We start from the raw sequence: 21,936 nt of genomic DNA on the forward strand, positions 1-21,936 counted from the left end.
GTGCACCCCCGGGGCGCACTTGTTCAAAATTCAGTGGAACAAATGTAGTCGCAATCTAAAGATTGCGAAATTACTTTAGATTTCAAGGCGTTTTTACGCAGGCTGAAGCCTGCGGCTATAACTCCACAGAAAATTGAACAACTACCAAAGGGTTATTCCCCCTTCCTTAACCTCAAAAGCTTTTCCCGCGGATAGGTGTTCACCACGTTTTTAGCCTCGAGCCATCCCCGACGGCACGTCGCCACGCCGTACTTCATCCAGCGCAATTCAGTCACGCCGTGCGCGTCCGTTCCCAGGCTGATCATGACCCCTGACTCCTTCGCCTTTTTCAAATTCACGTCGTTCAGGTCCAACCGGTCCGGGTACGCGTTGCATTCAAGCCAGGTCTTTGTTTCCGCCGCCTTTTCGATGATACGCGCGATATCGATAACATAGCCTTCTCGCTTGGAGATCAGCCGTCCCGTGGGATGACCGATTAGGTCGACATTAGGATTTTCCATGGCATCGCTCATCCGCTCGGTGACGTTCTTGCTGAACCCCTGGTGCACCGATGCCACCACGATATCCAGTTTTTCCAGGACTGGATCCGGATAGTCGAGCTTACCCGTGGTGAGGATGTCGACTTCCACGCCTTTCAAAACCGTAAAGTTCTTTAACCGCTTATTTAATTTGTCGATCTCTTCCCATTGTTTATACAGCCGATCCAGTTCCATGCCGTTCGCGTAGCGCGCCGTACGCGAGTGGTCCGTGATCAGGATGTATTCATACCCCAGATCTTGGGCTTCAGCGACGAGTTCTTCGATCGTCGCGTCTGAATCAGAATAGACCGAGTGCATCTGCAGATCGCCCTTGATGTCCTTATGCTCGACTAGATCTGGCAGCTTCCGGTTCATCGCCAGTTCTATCTCACCCCGGTCTTCACGTAATTCAGCCGGTATCCACGCCATGCCGAGCGCTTTATAAATACCTTCCTCATTTTCGCCGGCGATCCGGCGCTTACCCTTGAACAAGCCGTATTCGTTGAGCTTTAGTCCTTTATCCACGGCCAGGCCGCGCAACTTGACATTGTGTGCCTTGGAACCGGTGAAGTACTGGAGCGCCGCGCCGTATGACCGTTCGTTCACGATGCGGACATCGACCTGAACCCCGTCTTCCACGATGATCTCACCTTTGGTGTCGCCAGCCGCCACCACTTCCTCGGTCTCGGGGAAACGGGTAAAAGTTTCAATAATCTTTTTGCCGTCCTTGCCCGTCGCCAGGATATCGATATCACCAATGTTCTCGTTCCAACGACGAAGCGACCCGGCCGCGGAAATATTGATGACATTGGTGTTTTTTCTCAGGTATGCGATCACCTTATCCGTCACTTCCTGCGCGACGTTGATCGCGAGCCGTTCATGGCTGCGTTCGTAGAGCAGGATCCCCTTCATGATGTTTTCTGTCTTTTTCGCGCCCATCATGGGCAGCTTGGCGAGGCTTCCGTCTTCGATCACGCGTTTCATTGAGGCAATGTCCTTGACACCCAGTTCTTTATTTGCCAGAGCCAGGGTTTTGGGGCCGATGTACTGGATGTTCAGCAATTCCAGGAGGGACAGCGGGATGCCCCTGGTGGCTTCCGCGAGCTTTTTCATCTTGCCCGTGGTCAGGTATTCTGATATCTTTTCGGCTATGGCTTTGCCAACGCCCTCGAGCTGGTCAAGGGTTCCGGCCTTATGGAGATCGGCAATATCGTCCACCAGTTCTTCAAGGACGCGCGCGGTTTTGCGGTAGGCAATCACTTTGAAGACGTTCTCGCCCTTGAATTCCAGGGCATCGGCGATCTGGTTGAAGATCGCAGCTAGTTCCTTGTTTTTTTTCATTGTAAATTTTACTTAACCAATGATTAAAACTGTTGAACCGGAGACTTTTGAATGCTTGATTTTCATTAGCGCCTTGTTCGCGTCGGTTAATTTATATTCATTTATTTCAATTTTGATCTTGAACTCTGATGCTGCTTTCAAAAAGACGCGCACGCTCTCGCGCGTCGTGTTCGCGATCGAACACAGACATTTTTCCGGCCCGATCGCAGAATAGTCAAACCCCGGCAAAGGCGTCGCGTAAATACCGGCGGCTACGACCTTTCCGCCCTTATCGATCTTATCCAGCGCCTTGACGATCAGTTCGCCGCTGGGCGCGAATACGATCGCGGCGTCTAAAAATGTTTTCAACGAGTCAATATTACTGCCGGTCCATTCTGCACCGAGTTTCTTTGCCAGATCCAGTTCGCTTTTTGTCCGGGAAACAACGTACACCTCCAATCCTTTATGCACGGCGACCTGGATCAATATATGAGCGGATGAACCGAATCCAAAGAGCCCCAGTTTGCCTGAATTCTCCAGGCCGGTAGCATTGAACGCCTGATACCCGATCACGCCGGCGCAGAAAAGCGGCGCAGCTTGGGGATCAGAGTATTGTTGGGGCACTGGATAGATAAAATTTTCAGGAGCGATCATATACTCTGCGAATCCGCCGTCTGCGTCATACCCCGTGAACATCGCATCAGCGCACAGATTCTCTTTTCCCATAAGGCAATATTTGCATTTTCCGCATGTCTTGTATAACCAGGGTACACCGACCCTGTCGCCCGTCTTGTATTTCCTAACAGATTCACCGGGTTTGTCAATAAGACCGATGATCTGATGGCCGGGGATCACCGGCATCTTATGCGCGGGTAATTCGCTCTCGCAGATATGCAGGTCGGTACGGCATACGCCGCAGACCGAGATCTTGATCCTGACCTCACCCGCCTGAGGTTCAGGGACCGGTACGTCCTTTAATTTAAGCGGACTGCTTTCCAACGGCTGTTGTTTTTCTAGAACCATCGCCTTCATGATTCATTTACTCCTATATCCATGTTTATAAATTTATGTTATCCTTTTATTTTTCTCAGACTATGGCTTGATAATGGTGATTATTTTTTCAATGACCTTAGCAAATTTGCCTTTTTTATTGTTCCGACTTTATAAAGTACAATATGGCTGTCAGCTGTAAAAATCCGGTTGGGCCTGATGTTGCTGGTTTGTTTAAGAGTTCCTTCGGAAAAATCGCTGTCATTCAGAAAAATCGAATATTTATCGCTTATTAAGCGGCTGGTTATCTGACTCAGGATCAAGTCGTCACCATCCAAAGAAGCGATCACTAATGCGGGACGTCTTTTGGCTTGCGTTAGATCCGAGAAAGGAAATGGTACAACAACGACATCGCCTTTTACAAATCTTGCCACGCTTTATCCTCTTCAGGCTTCAGCCAATCTTTATTCAACGAAGATTCGCTGGCAATGGCAGTATCATTTTTCTCCCTGAGAACCTTGGCTTTTAAAAATCTGATAAAATCAATGATTTCAGCGATGAACGCATCGGGAACCTGTTCAATCTCGTGCAAAAGAACATCTTTGTTACTCATATGCGCTCCTTTCATATATCCATATGTCAACCAAAAATGTTAAATTTAAAAACCCTTGCGGTATTCATTATAATCAAGAAATGCGGTCCGTCAATAATAAAAGTTAGAATCACCGATTCCACAATTGCGAAATAGTGGAATCGGTTATGGCAAGTTGTTTTACACTCTTGATTTTACAGCCGTAGCCTTCTGCGCACGGCCGAAGCCGGACAGATCTCAACGCAACAATAGCAGCGTATGCATTTTTGGTAATTGATGACAAGATCACCAATCGCATGCATTGGGCAGACCTGTTCGCACGCCCGGCATCGCGTGCACTTTTCCCTGTCAATGACCGGCACCAGCCGCTTTTGCCCGCCCGCCCAGACCCGCTGGCCCAAGCCTACAAGGATATTTTTGAGCGGATATCTATAAGGCATAGAGAAATTTTTCAAAGGATGAAAAGGGCCATCGATCTTCACCTTATCAGGATCCAACAACCCGCGCTTTTGCGCTGCTTTCAGGGTCGAGCATTCCTTTATCGTAATACCGGCCATACGGCAGCAGATATAGTCCAGGGCATGTCCATTCGTGGATGCGATGATCAGGTTTGGCGTATGCAAACGGCCGGTGCTGTCATGAATGCGCAGGCAATCCGCGATAATCAGATCAGGCGGCCTGAGTTCGTAGATATCAATAAGCAGTTCGCTGAATTCCTCAAGGGTCGAGCATATTGAGTGTAGATAAGGTTTTAGTCCGCCGGGTACGAGCCCAAAATGGTTCTTAACCGCGACGCTGAGTGGGGTCAATATATGGGTCTTGAATTTCGGCAGCGAGACCAGGAACTCACAGTCCAGGATATCTGCCGACACCATGATCTCGGTGATCTTATTATGTTTTATCGCTACCGAGCGGCTTTTCGTGCCGATGGCCTTGAAGGCTTGCAGGCTCGCGGGTAAGTAACCGCTGCCTCTTGCCACCTTCACTTCGCCGGCCTGCTGCGGTATCGGATTGTCACCCACCGTACATCGCGCGCCCATTTTTTGCAGGATCTTGACCACGGTTTCGATCAACACCGGATCAGTTATGACGCATTCATCGGGCCGCGCCGCGCGCAGCATGTTCGGCTTGACAAAAACCTTTTTGCCTTTAAGATCGGTTTTCACGCACGCCGTGAAAATCTCGGCCACCGTCTTTTCGAGTTCGATGGCGTTTTTAATATAAACTATCAAGGATTCGTTAGGAGCTGCAAAGACGGGTGCGTGAATAGACCATGAAAATCATGGACCGTCAGTTCCTGCGGCCGCTTGCGCAGCAATGCCTCATCCACGCCGGTCGGCACCGCTCTCAGCAGGTACTTTAGCGCGTTCTTAAGTGATTTGCGGCGATAGCAGAAGATCCCCTGCACAAATCTAAAAAATCGGTCTTCGTTCGCGAGCGCAAAAGGCGCGTCCTGTTTATGCATGATCACGACCATTGAATTGACCCTGGGCACCGGAGTGAAAAAACGCGCCGGTATGATAAATCCTTTTTCCATCCTGAAATGGTACTGCAAAAATATCGAGATCGAGCCGTACGCCGCTTCATTGGCATGCGCTAAAAGACGATCCCCGTATTCTTTCTGGATCGTAAGCACGGCGCGGTCAAATTTGTTTTTCTGTTCGACCAGTTTTTCCAGGATCTGAGTGGTGATAGAATATGGTATGTTGCCGACAATGATATCGGGTTTGAATTCACCCGGGTCCAGGGTTAGAAAATCGCGGTGCACGACGACGACGTTGGGTAACGATAGGTCCTTAAGCACGACGGCAAGGTCGTTATCGATTTCAACCGAGTAGACTTTAAAAGCTCTCTCTGCAAGCTCACGCGTTAATCCACCTTTACCTGCCCCGATCTCCAGAACGATCTTGTTATCGACACCGGCGCATTCAACGATCCGGCGCAGCATGCCTTTGTGCTTTAAAAAATTTTGACTGAACCTGCGTTTGGGGTACAACTTCATAAAGACAAATTATTGTTGGGGTCAAATCTTGACATTATACATTTCTTTCTTAACCGAATCTCTACCTCCCTCACCTGAATTCTGTGGATAATGTATAATGTCAAGATTTGACCCCGGATGAATTCATGGCCATACGCATTTACATGAACAAATAGTGAGCGTTCGTGTCGGTCGCCTGCACTATTTTTTCCTCGGAGATACTTTGCAGGAAAGCCCCGGCGCTGACAGTTTCTTTCATATAAGCAGGCTCGTTGCGCTTACCCCGGTATGATGCCGGCGACAAAAAAGGCGCATCTGTCTCAAAAACGATCCGGTCCAGCGGCATTCCCCTGAATACTTCCCGCGCCTTTTTGGAGAACGTCAGGATGCCTCCGAATCCCAGATAAAAACCCATTGAAATAATGACCTTCGCCTGTTCCATGGTACCGCTGTAACAATGGAATACGCCACGGCCGTATTGCTCCTGTTTCAGGATCTCGATCGCGTCCTTGACCGAATTGCGGGTATGGATCAACAGCGGCAGGTTGAATTTCCTGGCGATCTCGACATGGCGGCGGAAAAGTTTCTGCTGCGCTTCCCGGGATGTAATATCGCGGTAATAGTCAAGGCCTGTCTCGCCGATCGCGTAAACGCGTTCATGGCGCGGGATTTCCTCGATATCGGAAAGATCGCTCATTAATTCACCGGCGGCGTCATTCGGATGGATACCGATGGCGGGCAGGAGCAACGGATATTTTTTTGACTGTTCCAGCGCCAGCCGGCTGGTCTTAAGGTCGTAACCGGCATTGATTATTTTGGATACGCCCGCGGCCTGCGCGCGCTGGATGACCGCGTCCAGGTCTTTTATGAACTGCGGATCGATCAGGTGGCAGTGGGTGTCGAACATGTTATTTTACTATTCCATCCCTGGATGGCAACCTTAAGGACTGAACCCTCACTTTATTTCTCCCCCTTAGAAAGGGAGAGACTATATTTCGCTTAACAAAAGTGTCTGCACTTCCAACTGCGGGTTTTATTTTATCTTTGCTCCGGATGATATGGGCCGGTCAGCCGTAAGCAGCACGACGCCATTCTTATCCTCGGCAGCCAGGAGCATGCCGTAAGACGTGACGCCGCGGATCGTAGCCGGCTTTAAATTATCCACGATAATGATCGTTTTGCCGACCAGTTCTTCAGGCTTGTAGAATTTCGCCATGCCGGCAACGATCTGCTTTTTCGCCGCTCCCACCTCGACCTCGCAGACGATCAGGCTATTGCTGCCGCTGACGAGTTTTGCCGACAGGACCTTGGCGGTCTTGAGCTCGATCCTGGAAAACTCCTCGATCGTGATCTCAGTGCGTTTGAGCTTGGCGACCTGCAGTTCGATGATATCGTTCTCGATCTTTTTGAAAAGTATTTCAGGCTTGGCGATCGCCGGCGCGACTTTGGGTGCACTCAGCTCAACCCAGGTCTGAGCGATAAAATTGATCTGCTGCTTGATCTTTTCCGAGGTGAACGGCAGAAAAGGCTCACACAGACCGGCAAGCGCTGTAACCATCTTCATGCAGACGCAGATCGTCCGCTCGCAGATCAGAGGATTGGTCTTACGCGTCAGCCATGGCTCTTCATAGTCAAAATACCGGTTGCCTTCCTGAGCGATCTTCATTATTTCACCCAGCGCGCTCTTGAACTGGAAATTATCGATCTTATCGCCGATAACAGTCGGCGCTTTCTGCAGCATATCAAGGATCCGGTTGTCATTTTCGGCAAATACCGACGCGGTCGGTATGTCGGAATTGTAATACTTGCTTACAAAAGCCAGGGTCCGGTTCACGAAATTGCCGAGGATGTCGGCCAGCTCGTTGTTGTGCCAGGTCTGGAAATCCCGCCAGGTGAAATCCGAATCGCGATCCTCGGGAGCGTTGCGTGTCAGCGCGTAGCGCAGGGAATCCGGCTCGAATTCTTTTAAATAATCGGGCAGCCAGATCGCGTAGTTCTTGGAGGTCGAAAGCTTCTCGCCTTCGAGATTCAGGAACTGATTTGCCGGGATCTCGGATGGCAGGATATAATCGCCGTAAGCCATGAGCATGGCCGGCCAGATCAGCGCGTGAAATACGATGTTGTCCTTGCCGATGAAATGAACGAGCTTGGTATCCTTGTTCAGCCAGTAATCTTTCCACAAATCTGGTTTGCCCTGGTTCTGCGCCCACTCGATCGTCGAAGATATATAACCGATCGGCGCGTCGAACCAGACATATAGGACTTTTCCCTTGGCTTCTTCAAGGGGCACGGGCACGCCCCAGGACATATCCCTGGTGATCGGCCGGTCTTCAAGACCTTCTTTTAACCAGCCGTTCACGAAGCCCAGCACATGATCTTTCCAATGTTTTTTTTCGGCGATCCACTTGGTTAGTTTATCCTGGAACTGGGACAGGCGGAAATACCAGTGGGTAGTCGCCTTTTTCACGGGTGTGGTCCCGCAGATCAGGCACTTCGGCTCGACCAGCTGGAACGGTTCCAGCCACCGGCCGCAGACATCGCACTGGTCACCCTTAGCGCCTTCGGCTCCGCAACCAGGGCACTTGCCGATGATGTACCGGTCCGGCAGGAACCGGTTGCATTTCGGGCAATAGTACTGTTCAATCTCCTTGGGATAGATATACCCGTTTTTATGGATCTTTGTGAAAAAATCCTGGGCCATCTTGTAATGGAGCGGCAGAGTGGTCCGGGAAAAATTGTCAAAGGTCACGCCGAAATCCTTGAACGACTGCTTGATCGATCCATAGTAGGTATCGACGACTTCTTTCGGCGTTTTCTTCAGGCTCTCGGCCAGCACCGTGATGGGCACGCCATGTTCGTCGGTGCCGCAGATATAAACCACGTCCCGTTTTTTAAGACGCTGGTAACGCACATAGATATCGCTGTGCAGGTAGCAGCCGGCAAGGTGGCCGAGATGGATCTCACCGTTGGCGTACGGCAGGGCGCTGGTCACGAGTATCTTCATACATTCAATTATAGACAATTCACACGGAATGTCAATATATTTTCATTTTCCTTATCTTTGATCATTTGCTGTCTGCCATATGCTATTCGCCAGTTGGCACCTTTCTTGACACCCCTTGTTTTTTCATTACAATAATCACGCATGATGTATCTGGTCTGTTTATCCTTGATTACGATCGCACCGGTAACCGATGTCCAGGCAGCGGACAAACCCAATGACGCCGGTTCCAACATCGACATCACCTGGATTCTTTCACCCGACGACGCGTTCATCGAATATTACAGCGTCCTGCGCCGTTCTTCTCAGGACACGGTCGAACAATATATAGGCCGGACCAAATACGGGATCTGCACCTTTGAAGACAATACGGCGCAGGACAACACCGTGTACACCTATGTCGTCGCGACGGTATCCGGCAGCGAGATCGCCCGTTCCAAACCTTCAAACCCCTGCCGTAGTTATCCCCAAGTTTTTCATTCCGGCAGGATAAATGTCCTGATTTGCATCCTGATATTTTCAGCGCTCGTTCTCTATTTTGTCCGACGGGCGCGTCACGACAAAAATTTGTTCATCCGTAAGATCGCGGGCTTAGCCGCGGTCGAGGATGCCATCGGTCGCGCCACCGAGATGGGAAAACCGATCCTCTATGTTCCGGGCCTCTGGGACATCGACAGTACCGCGACGATCGCTTCGATGAACATCCTGGGCGAGATCGCCAAGAAGATCGCCCGTTATGACACGCCCCTGATCGTGACCAACCGCTGGTCTGTGACCTATACGATCTCCAAGGAGATCGTTAAAGAAGCTTTTATTTCACAGGGGCATCCGGATAAATTTAAGAACGATTACATCCGTTACCTTACCGAGGACCAGTTCGGTTTTGCCGCGGCCGTGAACGGCATCATGATCCGGGAAAAACCCGCGGCCAATTTCTTCATCGGTTATTTCTGGGCCGAATCCCTGATCCTGGCTGAAACCGGCGCCATGACCGGCGCGATCCAGATCGCGGGCACGGACGCGGTCAACCAGCTGCCGTTCTTCGTCACGGCGTGCGATTACACCCTGCTTGGCGAAGAGCTTTACGCCGCTTCCGCCTACCTGTCGCGCGAGCCGCTTTTACTGGGCGCGCTCAAGGCGCAGGACTTTGGCAAGGTCCTTGCGCTGGCAATGCTTGTGGCCATAACTATTTTAGCGTTTTTCGGTCTGCATTTAAGTTCGGTCATGACGGTGAGATAAAATGAAACGGACCCTTCCCCTCGCGATCTGCCTTGTCATTGGCGTCTCCATGGTTATCCAGTTTTTCATCCCTCATCCCGTATCCCTGCGCTATAACAGCACGATCCTGACCTGGGTCATCATCCTCACCGCGTTCGCCCTGATCCTGGCGATCGGCAACGTCTTTGTTCATCACGGGAACAGGATCATTAAACAACAGCCAGGCTGGTTCTACAGCGCGGTCACGATCGTAAGCATGGTCATCGTGGCGATAATCGGATTATTCTGGGGGATCGGCGGGCAGTCGCTCTTTCAGAAGATCTACCTGAACATACTGTCGCCCCTGGCTGCGACCATGTTCGCCCTGCTCGCTTATTATATGGCTTCTGCCGCGTACCGGGCGTTCAAGGCCCGGTCGATCGAATCGTTCATGCTCCTTGCCGCGGCATTTATCGTAATGATCGGATTCATGCCCTTTGGCCAGTATATCCATCCCCGGCTGCCGGAATTCGCAGAATGGATCATGCAGGTTCCCAATATGGCATCAAAACGCGGCATCCAGATCGGCATCGCTTTTGGCGCGATCGCCACGGCGTTGAAGATCATTCTCGGTATAGAACGTTCCTGGCTGGGCGGGAAGGATTAACGAACATGAAATGGCATGAACGGCTCACCGGTATCGACCGCCGGATCATTTACGGACTCCTCACCATCTTCATTATTGTGCCATTTTTTATCCCGCTTAAATTGCGCGAGAACATAATGCCGCAGACTAAGAAACTCTTCGATTTCATGGAGTCGATCCCGCCGCACGAAAAAGCCGTGATCATTTCTTTCGATTACACGCCTTCGACCTATCCGGAATGCCATCCTATGGCCGTGGGTCTGCTGAGGCAGTGCTTCAAACGTAAGATCCCGGTGGTCGGCATGTCGTTCGATCCCCAGGGTCCGGGCATGGCCGTGGACGCGATCGATTATGTAGTGGCGGAGATCAACCGCGCGGCCGCAAGCCCTGGCGACTCGGTGCGATACGGCATCGACTATGTCTACCTTGGATATAAAGCGGGTTTTGAAGCGGCGATCCTTGAAATGGGCGAGAATATCGCGAGTGTTTTTCCCCGCGATCACCTCGGCACGCCGGTCGAATCGCTCCCGCTCATGGCACGCACGAAAAATTACAAGGATATCGCCATCGCCCTGATCATCACCGCGGCCGCGTATCCGGACTGGTGGGTATTGTACGCCCAGTCGCGTTATGGCGTTAAAGTAGGTGCCGGTCTGACCGCGGTCATGGCCGCGGAGTTCTACCCATATCTCCAGACTGGCCAGTTCACGGGCATGCTCTCCGGCATGAAAGGTGCGGCTGAATACGAAGAACTGATGCTGCGCCACAACTATACTCGCGAACTCGGCAAGGCTGAGCGCGGCATGAATTCCCAGTCCATGATCCACATCCTTATCATCGCCTTTATCATCATCGGCAACATCGGCTATTTCCTTTCACGGAAGAAAAAATGAATATGATCAGTTTACAAAATTTCCTAACCCCATATCCCCCCAACCCCTTAACTTCATTACAACGATTATCTGATATACCTTTCCTCTGTTTTTTTAAAGATCATCATTGTTGCGTATGCAATAGTAAATGGAGCAGTCTGTGAGCACAGATCCCTGGATCTGGCTCGGCGCTTTTCTGACCCTGGCGATCTTCTCGTTCCTGTTCAAGGATAATCCCTTGTACCGGTTCGCCGAGCACCTATTTGTCGGCGTTGCCAATGGCTACTATATCGCCATCTATTGGCATAACACGCTAAAGCCCAACCTCGTTGACCCTCTTGCTTCTGGTAACTTGATCTATATTGTTCCATTATTGCTGGGGCTCATGTATTTCACCAGGTTCATACCCAGGATCGCGTGGCTGATCCGCATCCCGATCGGCTTCATGATCGGCTGGGGTGCCGGTGTCTCCATCCCGGCGAATTTTCAGGCAAAGATCCTGCGCCAGATCAGCGGCACGGTCATCACGCCGGAAAGCTTCAACCAACCGTTTCTGGGTGTATGGGCTGTCATCATCTTAATCGGTGTCGTCTGCACGGTTTTATACTTTTTCTTTTCCCGCGAACACAAGGGAGTACTCAAACCAGCCTCCAAGCTGGGGATCATCTTTATCATGATCGGGTTCGGCGCTTCGTTCGGTTACACGATCATGGCGCGGGTTAGTTTGTTAATAGGAAGGTTCCAGTTTTTGTTGGGAACGTGGTTAGGATTGATAAAATAGAAGCGGGGATGAAGAGCTGCAGGGAAGAATGGATGAAACGAAGCGAGGATGATAAATAAGGCATATCAGAATATCCCACAGGAACACCATTTATTGGTAGGGCAAGGCTTTAGCCTTGCTAACGAAGACAGGATATCAGAATAAATCCGGAGTTAACTCGTGAGAGTTTTATATAAGCCTTGCGGCTTAAAACCAACTAAGGAGGTAACAATGAAGGACTTTGTCAACACCATGCTCAATTTAGGTCTTGGCACTTTGATCGTGACCAAGGAAAAAGCTCAGGCGATCGCCCGCGAGCTCATTAAAAAAGGTGAGTTGAACCGTGACGATGCGCAAAAGTTTGTGAATGCACTGATCAAGCACGGCCAGCAAGCCAAGTCCGAGATCACCACCGAACTGACCGCGGCGTTCAAAAAGACAATGGACAAGTTCGATTTCGCCACGAAAAAGGAAGTGAAGGATCTTAAAGCCGAGGTCGCCAGGCTTAAAAAACTCCTGCAGCAGGCGAAATCCGGTTAGCACTCCCCTATGCTGCTGCGAAAAATAAGCCAGCGTTTTCACGACCTCAAGCGCGTGCGCCAGATCCTGCAGGTTTTAGTGAAATACGGGTTCGGTTACGCGGTCGATCGTTTGAACATCGAACACCACGGCCTCGGGAAGCGGATCGTAAACCTCAAACCGATCAAGCGCCTTCGTATCCAGGAAATGACGGTCGCGGTTCGTTTGCGAAAAACCATGGAAGAACTTGGTCCCACTTTCATCAAGTTCGGACAGATTCTATCCACCCGGCCCGACATGCTGCCGGTCGAGTTCTGCTGCGAACTCGAGGTGCTGCAAGACAACGTCGCGCCCATCAGTTATGCCGATGTGAAGAAACAGGTAGAAGGCGATTTGAAGGTCCCGCTCGAAACGATATTCTACCAGGTCGACCGCGAGCCGATGGCCGCCGCCTCACTGGCTCAGGTCCACCGTGCAAAACTGAAGACCGGCGAAGCCGTGATCATTAAAGCCCAGCGGCCTGGCATCGCCCAAATAATCAAGACCGACATCGAGATCATGGAAGAACTCGCGCGGTTAGCGGAAAAATACATTGAAGAGATCCGCGTGTATAACCCGGTCGGCCTGGTCGAGGAGTTCAAGCAGTCCATAACCCGGGAACTCGATTACAGCGCTGAAGCGCATAATATCCAGCGCTTTCACCATCAGTTCGCCGGCGACCCGACCGTGTACGTTCCGCCGGTGTTCATGCAATTCACCGGTCCCCACGTGCTGGTCATGGAACAGATCTTGGGCATTAAGGTCTCGCATACCGACAAGATAGACAAGGAAGGACTGAACCGCAAGAAGATCGCGGTTAACATCGCGAACGCCTTTCTAAAACAGGTCTTCGCGTACGGTTTTTTCCATGCCGATCCGCATCCGGGAAATATCATGGTCCTCCCGCACAATACCATCGCATTCATAGATTACGGTATGACCGGCCGGATCCATCAGGAAACGCGAAGGTTCCTGTCGGAGATCATGATCGCCGTAACCAAGCGCGACGCCCAGAAGATCGCCGACATTTTCCTGGCCGTGGGCGTGCTCGACGAGCAGATCGACATGCACCGGTTCGAACTTGACCTGGAAGATTTTCTGGACCGCTATTTAGTGGAATCGCTCCAGGACCTGAAAATGGGGCAGTTCCTGAACAGCCTGCTGAACGTGACCAGCCGGTATCGCATCCGCGCACCCCAGGAACTATACCTGCTGAGCAAGGCGCTGGTGGAGATCGAAAGCGTGGGCGAGATCCTGGACATGGATTTCGACATGGTAAAACTTGTAAAACCATTCGTCCAGAAATTAGTGTTGGAAAAACGCAGCCCCAAAAGGATCGCGCGTGAAGTCCGCGCGTTCGTGGAGGTGCTGTATGATCTCGCTTTGTCCCTGCCCAAAGATCTTAAGATAATTTTCAACAAACTGAAAAAGGGGACGCTGCGGGTTGAATTCGAGCATCGCGGATTGGAGAACCTGCTCACCGAACTTGATAAGATCAGTAATCGGATATCCTTCAGCGTGGTCATTGCCGCGCTGATCGTCGGGTCGTCCATCATTGTCCAAACAGACAAAGGGCCGCATTTATTCGGGCTGCCGGTCTTCGGCATTCTCGGCTATGTCATTGCCGGTTTCATGGGACTGTGGCTGGCGATCGCGATCCTGAGGTCAGGGAGATTGTGAGTCTAGCGCGATTAATAGTCATCGAACAGGAGGTTCAGTGAAAAAATACTACCTGCTGACGATCATAATATTGGCCTTAGCCTTCTGCCTGGACTGCCGCCAGCGTCCGCCTGATAATGCGGTCGAAATGGAGATCATTCAAACCACGAAAGTGGTCTATCATATCGGCCAGATCAAGCCAGTGTTCGTCGGCGTCAAGGACGAGGGCGATACCGTGCGCGCTCATCCGACCAGCGACGGATGGTACAAGGTCTGGTGGCAGCAGAAAGGTATATGGAAGACAGGGTATGTGGATAGCAGCTGTGTCAGACCATTGAGGAATCAGCCTGGGGAATAAGTTGACTCATTATATTTTCGTCATTTTTTTTGTTTTGTGCATACCCCTGTCCTGTATCGGTAATTCTAAACCACCGACGAGCAATGAGAGGCCAGCAGTCCTCGATACATCTATGACAAAACCTATGGAAATATCCGATTCAACCCTGGCCCATCACGCGGCCGTGCTGGTAAAAACGCTTGATCCAGACAGCTTCACTGTCATCATGCAAACGCCATTCGTGATTATCGGCAATGACGAACCTGAGCGAGTCCGTTATTTTGCCGAGCGCACGGTCAGGTGGGCAGTGGACATGCTCAAAAAGGATTATTTCACAAGTGATCCCATGGATATCATCGATATCTGGCTGTTCAAGGATAAAGAGAGTTACAATGCCAATGTTAAAGACCGTTTTGGGGCAGAGCCAACAAGCCCTTATGGTTTTTTTCTGGAAGATCAGAAGGCATTGATAATGAACATCGCCACGGGCGGCGGCACCCTGGTGCATGAGATCGTCCACCCGTTCATCGCCGCCAATTTCCCGGAATGTCCGGTTTGGTTCAATGAAGGCCTGGCGTCCCTTTACGAGCAGTGCGGAGAAAAGGACGGGCACATCGTGGGGTACACGAACTGGCGGTTGGAAGGGCTCCAGAATGCGATCAGGGCTGGTTCAGCACCGTCGTTTTTGACCCTTACATCAATGACCGTGGATGATTTTTATACCAAGGATAAGGGCACGAATTATGGCCAGGCGCGCTATTTGTGCTATTACCTTCAGGAAAAAGGATTTCTTGTGGCTTTCTATAATGCATTTCTAAGGAACCACAATCAAGATCCGACTGGATATGAAACATTAAGGTCAATGCTTGGCGTGCAGGACATGAAAAAATTTAAAAAAAATTGGGAAGCGTTCATTTTGAAACTTGATTTTCCTTAATTGAATCAGTATTGTAAAACTCCACACGAATTATCCGTTAACTAAGGAGGAATAATGCAAAGAACAGTTTTTCCGAATATGGTAAAACAAAATAAATTGCATATTGCTTTGACGTTTATAATGATCGTTATTTTATGCGGCTGTTTTTATGAATCAATCATGCCGCTCGCACCGATCAATGCCGATCTTTTCGACGAAGATCTGCTGGGTGTCTGGCTGCAAACCGATCCGATCGGAAGCGATCAACCGCTTCGGATAACGATATTTCAATTCCGGGGACCAGAGTATTATTTAGAAGTATTATCCGATACTGCTACCAGCAAAGGGATACAAACGGTAGACCGGTATAATGGCTACCTGACCATGGTCGAAAAAAGTATGTTCATGAATGTGCAGGAATTAAAGCCCGGAGCCAGGCCATACTGGTTATTCAGGATCAAAAAGATCGGCAATGATACGCTGGTGGTGGCGGGGCTTTTGGAGAATATCGCCCCCCAGTTCGAATCATCTAAAAAACTCTATGAATTCGTCAAGGCGAACCTGTCCGTCGACACGGCTTTTACGGCAGTCGGCACGTTTGAGAGGATAAGCGAGTAAACAAGGCTGGTTCGTTTCCAAAACCATACAAAACAAGACAGTCTTGTTTTGTATGGAATCAATGCGGTTTTCTTTTTATTGACAGCAGCGCTTTAATATCTTCCAGATCGGTTTTTGACCCGGGTCGCAGCCACAGCCATTTGCCGTCATGAAATTGTTTGGCGTTTTGAAAAATACCCTTAGTATATTGGCCAAGTTTTAAAGTCTTTACTTTTGCTACCTCTTCCCTGCCCAGTACGACCAGAACGCAAAATTCGTTCTTTTCCGGCATCAACGAGACCAACGTCTTACCGCTTTTGCGATAGCGGATGGTCCAGTCATAATCTTTTTTACCGACGCTTAATATAGGAGAATGATCATAATGCTCGGCGATATAGACACGCAACTCGGTCCAAAGCGCTGCCTTGCGGCCCACTAGTTTGAGCATATCTTTGTCGGTTGGTGTTTTCACAAATTTATTCATAGCAATTACTCACCTATACAGCGGTTGTTATTGTCTTTTCCCTTGGTATGTATTCATCAATGAAATGGTTGGAATGGTATACTGTCACCATTTTTTCAATAAACAGGAAAAACGAAAAAAAGATCAGCATCGCGATGCTCCCTTCTTCACGGGTAAATATTCCGACGAGCGCCATAATTATTAAGAGCGTAAATATTGCTTCGGTGATCGCGTCGGATATCCCTAAAAATAGGTGATTGGTGTAAAAATACCCTCCGCCAGGGTATATGATCGAGATCTTTTTAGCTTCTTTTTTGTCCTTGAACGCCAGATGACAGGTTGGACATGTGTATTTTCCAGCGACAAGTTCATTCGTGCAGCGCGGGCATAGGTGCACCCTACCCCTCGTATTTGTGGGTTCTCCAGTGAATGATGATGATCCCATGAGGACCTCGATCTTCTTTCTGTCCCGGAAACCAACATTGCTGAATCTTTCTTTCTTGCCGTTCCTGTATTCAAGCGACAGCGCTCCTCTTTTCATCTCGATCTTCTGGCAGTCTGCGTAACTGATCTGCGCGATCGAATAACGGTAGGAGCCGTTCATCCTGATCGGCACGTGGAATATGCGTTTGTTGGTAAAGATGAGCAACGAGCGTTTCATGGTATAAATGTACCAGCCCGTCATCAATTGTTCTAACACGGAGAACGGAGAACAGCCTTCGGTCGCCATGACTATTTTTTCATCGGATTTAAGGAACGGTTTTATAAAAGATATCTTCTTGATAAGTTTTACCTTCCGGTTCTCGATCCCTTGCTTATATTTTCCTTCATGATCCGAGAACATGATATTCTGATCGATCGGCAGACCCAGGTTGGTAAAGTCGTTCATAACGATAATGAGTATAGCGATATTTGATAGACGGTCAACCGGTAAATATTAATATCAGAACACCAATCTGACACTGATCCATGAAATACGTTGTATATTGACTCAAAACATGTGTATGGCTATTCTTTAAGGATTGAACACAGATAATAGATAATATGACTAAACTATTCGACAACGGACTTATTACTGTCCGCGATTACATGCTCAAGAACGACCAGCGAGCGGCTTTGACAACCGCGGTATTCATGGTCCATCTTAAAGCAATGATCGGTTTTAAAAAAGGCGAGGTCCTCGAATTGACCGGGCAGTGGGATAAGGCCGAGCGGCTCTATGCCGACGGTCTTGAACGGTCAAATAAGATCGATGATCAGCCGCTTTCCGCCAAATATATATCTGGTCTGGCGCAGGTTCAGATCCAGAAAGGGAATTACGCTGAAGCGTTAAGGCTATTCGACGAAGCATGGAACACATGCACAGCCCTGAACGACACCAAGTGCGTGATCTACGCGCTACGGCACATGGGCGTGATCCATTGGAACCAGGGCGCATTCGACGAAGCCATGGTATATTACAAAAAAGCATTGGCCCTGGCCGAAGAGATCAAGGACAGCAAGAGCATCATTTTTATAATCGGCAATATGGGCCTTGTCCACTGGAGCCTCGGCGAATATGAAAAAGCCCTAGCGCGCTTTGATCAATGCCTCCGTTACGCTGAAGAAACTGGTGACAAAAAAAGCCTTGGCATCGCCCTGCTAAATATTGGCATAATCCACTGGCAGCTCGGCGACTATGCCAAAGCCCTGGAATTTTACCAACAGGATATCGAGCTTCTGAAAAAATTAGGCGACAAGCAGGGTATCTGTTATCTAGCGGGGAATATCGGGATCGTCCATGAAGCACTGGGAAACTACTCGCAGGCCATGGAGCATTACCGCAAGAGCCTTGACCTCGCCCTGGAGATGAACGACAAGAAAAACATCTGCTCTTCACAGCTTGACATTGCCAATCTGTATAAAATAAAAAAGGATTTTCCAAAGGCCGAGGAATACTACGATAACGCCATTGACCTGGGCAGCGAGCTCCAGCTCAAATTTTTCCTGTGCAGCGCCCTCTTTCGCAAAGCCGATCTATGCTTTGCCATGAACCGAATAGATGATACCGCCAGGCTTGTTGACGAATCATTCCAGATGGCCGAAGACATCGGACGCAAGGATGTCGTCTTCGACTGCAAGGTCCTGAGAATAAGAGCCCGTGCATTAAGCGACAATAATGCAGCTGTTTCGGGATTGAAGGAAATGCTAAAAAATACCACGGATGACAGAGAAATAGCGGTAATATACGATGAGTTGTTCACTATGACAAAAGATGCCGACGTCCTTTCAAAAGCAATATCATTGTATGAAAAGATCTACAGCAGGTATCCCAATGTTGAATATAAGAACAGGATCCTGGAACTGAGATCGCATCAAACGTCTGAAAAGACTGATCCCGCCTGATAGAGGCGGGATCATTGTAATCCAAACTGGGCATTAACCTTACCCTGAAGTCAGGGCGAATTTGAACGGTCTTGAGACCCAGACCCTGACACACTGGTCGCGCTGTTTGGCGGGCGTGAACCTTGATTCCTTTGCCGCCCTTATCGCGGCTTCGTCAAGCATCGTGTTGCCGCTCGATTTGAGCACCTGGACATCGACGATGCTGCCGTCAACATCCACCAGCATCTTGACCACGGTCATACCTTCGATGCCAGCCTTGATCGCCAGCTCTGGATACCTTGGTATCGGATTATTCAGAGGCTGCGGTTTCACCTCGACCTTGTAATAAGGAACGACATCGATCACGGGATCGACCGGCGTGGTCCGGATAATGTCCTCGATAAAATTCGTGTTCGTGATCGTTTCCACGATATTTTCGTCAGGCAATCCGGTTTGGGCTTCTACCGCGACCGGGGGACGGTCGATCTTCGGCGGATCCACGTACTGATCGATCTCCACGGTGATCGCCTCAACGAGCGTCACGATATCCTTGGTCAATTTGTAGGGTTCTGGTTCAGTGTAGGGGATGAAAATGAAGAGGAGGGTCACCATAACAATGCCGGATAAAAGGCTAAGGCGGAAGTATATCGGGTACATCGCTTTATGGTCGTTCATGGCTGCTCCTTTCACCCCTGTCAATCACCCTTACTTGGGGTTCTCTACTTATATATACAGATATCTACCGGATGTATTCCATCAAAAACCAAGACGCGCACCTTAGATTATAGAAGTAAAATGCCTTCTCCCCTTGTGGGAGAGAATTAAGGTGAGGGGTGCCTTTTTATTCACCCTCCCCCTGACGGGACACCAGTTATTATTGAATGCATTTCTTTAGACGTTGCCATCAAGGGAGGGGAAATGAAAGTAGTGATATTCATGGGTTCATCACTGTAATCATTCAATATCACTGCTTGCCCCGTAAGATGTTAATCGTACGGGGTAATCTTGAGAGCTATGACTTTTTTTCAAAGCTCTCATACCTTGACAATGAATTGATTTGTCATATATTATTATGGGGGAGCTAAAATGACCTCAATTATCCTGTATTTTCTCAGCTTTATCGCCGGTCCTTTCATGGAACCGGACGGCTATTTTATCAAACCCGTGATATCACCCTATGGCATAATATCGACTGACAACCATTGCTCGGCACTGTACTTGATCAGCACTTATAATAATGGCGAGAGTAAGATCGAACCCCTGCTCACGGCGCCAGGCTGCGGCCGTTATTTTTCTCTGTCGCCCGATGGCGCGTCGATCGGTTTTAAACTGATCAGGGAAAACGGCTTCCAGTCCCCTGCACTCTATGACCTGGAAAGCCGAACCATGACCGAGCTGCATAAACCCGAATACCAATGCGGTCAGGTCAGCTTTGCTTTGAACGGCGCTATTGCTTTCACTGTCGGGAACGAATCAGTTGTAATATCCGGATCAAGTACGCGGCATTATGACCTCAGATGCTATTCCAACCTCACGCCGATCTCCCCTGATGCCAGTTACGCGGTGTTTAATGATGATAATGACCAGCTCTGGCTTATCGATCTTTCTGATGGCGCCAGGTTGCGCATAACCGACAATAAAAATGGTTACTGCTACCCTATCTGCTCGCCGGACAGCCGATCCATCGCATACTCCACGCTTGGCGGACATATCCTGGTCTATGATATCGCTTCCCAAAAAACCTACGATATCGGCGATGGGTTGAACCCTGCCTGGTCGGCTGATGGCGATAGACTTGTGTATTATGTTACTGAAACCAATGAGAGATCCCTGATCAGTTCGGAATTGATCATGACCCGGTTTGACGGTACGCAAAGATCAGAACTGACCCATACTGTTGATGTTTTTGAAATGGATCCGCATTTTTCTGATAACGATACAAAAGTGATCTTTCATACATTTGGGGCAAGGGCGATCTGTGAAGGCGAACTGCGTGACAATGAGTTGAAAAATGTCCGTGTCATTTACGAGACGTCTGATCCACTGACAATAAACCACTATAGGGTACAACCTGACTTCGGTTCGCGCGATTCCATCGATGTTCCTTATTATCACCAGGTATACGACACGCCATCCTGGCATTCTGGATACTGGTCGTGCGCGCCCACGACCGCGATCATGGCGATCGCCTATTACCGAAAACTCCCTCACTGGGACTGCTGGTGTTCATCCCCTTACGGCCACACGAGCCACTTTGGCCGGTATATCTGCGAGCGCTATCATTACCGCGAGGTCGATTATAACTCGGAAGCGCTTGACTATGCGGGCAACACGGCCTGGGGCGGCTATGGATACATGTGGTATAACGGTTACTCGCCCCATTCCCGGATGGCGAATTATATAAATTATCATAACATGACTTCCTGGACCGACGACTCGCCCACCTGGGACGAAACCATCGCCGAGTTCAGCGCGGGTTATCCGTATTGCATCTGCGCCATGCTCACCACTGCGGGACATCTGGTCCTGGCGGTCGGTCAGGTTCTGAACTGGCGCACCTTGATCTTCAATGATCCCTACGGCAATAAAAATGAAGGTTATATGAATTACAATGGCAAGTACGCGCGCTATGACTGGCCCGGTTATAACAACGGTTACCAGAACCTGTCAACGGTCGCCTGGTGTGCCGGTGCCGAGGGCGCGTGGGAACCAGCGACCGATACGATCGCGGACGACCTGCAGTTCGAAGACGGGTTTTACCTGCACACGGATTCGCCCTCATCCATGGCATACTGGTGGGACGCGCTGAGCGGCTTCCGCGGTCACATGTGGTACACGTACACTACGGGCGGCACAACAGACACGTGCTATGCCACTTGGACGCCGGTATTACCTCAGGCGGGTGACTATGAGGTCTTTGTGTATATTCCCTCGATCCACCATACGGCGACCGGAGCGCGTTATATCATCAACCATGCCGGCGGCAGTGCGACCGTGGTGGTCAATCAAGCAAATTACACGGATTCGTGGGTATCCCTGGGCGCTTATGACTTTAATACCAGCGGCGGTTCAGTACGGCTGGCAGATGCCACAGGCACGACCGGACAGCAAATCGCGTTTGACGCGGTGAAATGGAGCTGGCGCGGCACCGATATCGCCGAGAGT

The 21,936-nt window shown here is 49.8% G+C and carries 22 protein-coding genes; 11 read left to right on the forward strand and 11 right to left on the reverse strand.

What is annotated here, in order from left to right:
• Positions 1–152 precede the first annotated feature (152 nt).
• The 8 genes from polX to metG all read right to left on the reverse strand — a co-directional run bounded on the left by polX (position 153) and on the right by metG (position 8,405).
• Positions 153–1,859 (reverse strand): DNA polymerase/3'-5' exonuclease PolX, encoded by a 1,707-nt coding sequence (polX, locus tag VF399_05000; GenBank protein ID HEX7319697.1) that lies wholly within the window; start codon positions 1,857–1,859, stop codon positions 153–155.
• Between the two features lie 12 nt (positions 1,860–1,871).
• The gene (locus VF399_05005; GenBank protein ID HEX7319698.1) at positions 1,872–2,870 is read right to left on the reverse strand and encodes a zinc-dependent alcohol dehydrogenase family protein; all 999 of its coding nucleotides are present in this window, start codon (positions 2,868–2,870) and stop codon (positions 1,872–1,874) included.
• 80 nt (positions 2,871–2,950) lie between these two features.
• Positions 2,951–3,262 carry a type II toxin-antitoxin system PemK/MazF family toxin gene (locus VF399_05010; GenBank protein ID HEX7319699.1) on the reverse strand — a complete coding sequence of 104 codons (312 nt, stop codon included), beginning with the start codon at positions 3,260–3,262 and terminating at the stop codon, positions 2,951–2,953.
• On the reverse strand, positions 3,247–3,441 hold the full coding sequence (locus VF399_05015; protein HEX7319700.1) for a DUF2281 domain-containing protein: 195 nt from the start codon (positions 3,439–3,441) through the stop codon (positions 3,247–3,249). The genes VF399_05010 and VF399_05015 overlap by 16 nt, the downstream gene beginning before the upstream one ends.
• A gap of 173 nt (positions 3,442–3,614) precedes the next feature.
• Entirely contained in the window at positions 3,615–4,652 is a 1,038-nt protein-coding gene (locus VF399_05020) for a DUF362 domain-containing protein (protein HEX7319701.1), read from the reverse strand.
• Positions 4,649–5,422 carry a 16S rRNA (adenine(1518)-N(6)/adenine(1519)-N(6))-dimethyltransferase RsmA gene (gene rsmA / locus VF399_05025; GenBank protein HEX7319702.1) on the reverse strand — a complete coding sequence of 258 codons (774 nt, stop codon included), beginning with the start codon at positions 5,420–5,422 and terminating at the stop codon, positions 4,649–4,651. The genes VF399_05020 and rsmA overlap by 4 nt, the downstream gene beginning before the upstream one ends.
• Positions 5,423–5,561: 139 nt before the next feature.
• On the reverse strand, positions 5,562–6,308 hold the full coding sequence (locus VF399_05030) for a TatD family hydrolase (GenBank protein ID HEX7319703.1): 747 nt from the start codon (positions 6,306–6,308) through the stop codon (positions 5,562–5,564).
• Positions 6,309–6,434: 126 nt separating this feature from the next.
• A complete protein-coding gene (metG, locus tag VF399_05035; protein ID HEX7319704.1) occupies positions 6,435–8,405 on the reverse strand; it encodes a methionine--tRNA ligase in 1,971 nt (656 codons plus the stop codon).
• A gap of 141 nt (positions 8,406–8,546) precedes the next feature.
• Between metG and VF399_05040 the strand changes: the two genes are divergently transcribed.
• The 9 genes from VF399_05040 to VF399_05080 all read left to right on the forward strand — a co-directional run bounded on the left by VF399_05040 (position 8,547) and on the right by VF399_05080 (position 15,965).
• Positions 8,547–9,641 (forward strand): DUF6754 domain-containing protein, encoded by a 1,095-nt coding sequence (locus tag VF399_05040; protein HEX7319705.1) that lies wholly within the window; start codon positions 8,547–8,549, stop codon positions 9,639–9,641.
• Between the two features lies 1 nt (position 9,642).
• A complete protein-coding gene (locus VF399_05045; protein HEX7319706.1) occupies positions 9,643–10,266 on the forward strand; it encodes a hypothetical protein in 624 nt (207 codons plus the stop codon).
• A gap of 5 nt (positions 10,267–10,271) precedes the next feature.
• Positions 10,272–11,138 carry a hypothetical protein gene (locus VF399_05050; GenBank protein HEX7319707.1) on the forward strand — a complete coding sequence of 289 codons (867 nt, stop codon included), beginning with the start codon at positions 10,272–10,274 and terminating at the stop codon, positions 11,136–11,138.
• A 127-nt stretch (positions 11,139–11,265) separates the two neighbouring features.
• Positions 11,266–11,898, forward strand: coding sequence for a hypothetical protein (locus VF399_05055; protein ID HEX7319708.1), 633 nt, complete (start codon positions 11,266–11,268; stop codon positions 11,896–11,898).
• A gap of 210 nt (positions 11,899–12,108) precedes the next feature.
• Complete coding sequence (locus tag VF399_05060) at positions 12,109–12,417, forward strand: hypothetical protein (protein HEX7319709.1); 309 nt, start codon at positions 12,109–12,111, stop codon at positions 12,415–12,417.
• A 9-nt stretch (positions 12,418–12,426) separates the two neighbouring features.
• The gene (locus VF399_05065) at positions 12,427–14,115 is read left to right on the forward strand and encodes an AarF/UbiB family protein (GenBank protein ID HEX7319710.1); all 1,689 of its coding nucleotides are present in this window, start codon (positions 12,427–12,429) and stop codon (positions 14,113–14,115) included.
• A gap of 37 nt (positions 14,116–14,152) precedes the next feature.
• Positions 14,153–14,452, forward strand: coding sequence for a hypothetical protein (locus VF399_05070; protein HEX7319711.1), 300 nt, complete (start codon positions 14,153–14,155; stop codon positions 14,450–14,452).
• A 112-nt stretch (positions 14,453–14,564) separates the two neighbouring features.
• On the forward strand, positions 14,565–15,368 hold the full coding sequence (locus VF399_05075; protein HEX7319712.1) for a hypothetical protein: 804 nt from the start codon (positions 14,565–14,567) through the stop codon (positions 15,366–15,368).
• A gap of 159 nt (positions 15,369–15,527) precedes the next feature.
• Positions 15,528–15,965 carry a hypothetical protein gene (locus VF399_05080; GenBank protein HEX7319713.1) on the forward strand — a complete coding sequence of 146 codons (438 nt, stop codon included), beginning with the start codon at positions 15,528–15,530 and terminating at the stop codon, positions 15,963–15,965.
• Positions 15,966–16,023: 58 nt separating this feature from the next.
• Here VF399_05080 and VF399_05085 read toward each other — a convergent pair whose 3' ends face one another.
• Both VF399_05085 and VF399_05090 read right to left on the reverse strand, forming a co-directional pair.
• Positions 16,024–16,428, reverse strand: coding sequence for a DUF3788 domain-containing protein (locus VF399_05085; protein ID HEX7319714.1), 405 nt, complete (start codon positions 16,426–16,428; stop codon positions 16,024–16,026).
• 13 nt (positions 16,429–16,441) lie between these two features.
• Positions 16,442–17,296, reverse strand: a complete 855-nt coding sequence (locus tag VF399_05090) for a hypothetical protein (GenBank protein ID HEX7319715.1) — start codon at positions 17,294–17,296, stop codon at positions 16,442–16,444.
• A 155-nt stretch (positions 17,297–17,451) separates the two neighbouring features.
• Here VF399_05090 and VF399_05095 point away from each other — a divergent pair, with 155 nt between their 5' ends.
• The gene (locus VF399_05095) at positions 17,452–18,792 is read left to right on the forward strand and encodes a tetratricopeptide repeat protein (GenBank protein ID HEX7319716.1); all 1,341 of its coding nucleotides are present in this window, start codon (positions 17,452–17,454) and stop codon (positions 18,790–18,792) included.
• Positions 18,793–18,831: 39 nt separating this feature from the next.
• Here the strand turns inward: VF399_05095 and VF399_05100 are convergent, their stop codons facing one another.
• Complete coding sequence (locus tag VF399_05100) at positions 18,832–19,446, reverse strand: TonB family protein (GenBank protein HEX7319717.1); 615 nt, start codon at positions 19,444–19,446, stop codon at positions 18,832–18,834.
• 411 nt (positions 19,447–19,857) lie between these two features.
• On the opposite strand from VF399_05100, the gene VF399_05105 reads away from it, so the two are divergent.
• Positions 19,858–21,936, forward strand: a 2,079-nt coding sequence (locus VF399_05105; GenBank protein ID HEX7319718.1) for a hypothetical protein, incomplete at its 3' end; no start/stop codon positions are given.

It is taken from the genome of bacterium (genome assembly GCA_036382775.1).
In the GTDB taxonomy this organism is placed as follows: Bacteria; Hydrothermota; Tepidihabitantia; order SM23-42; family JAOAFX01; genus DASVHD01.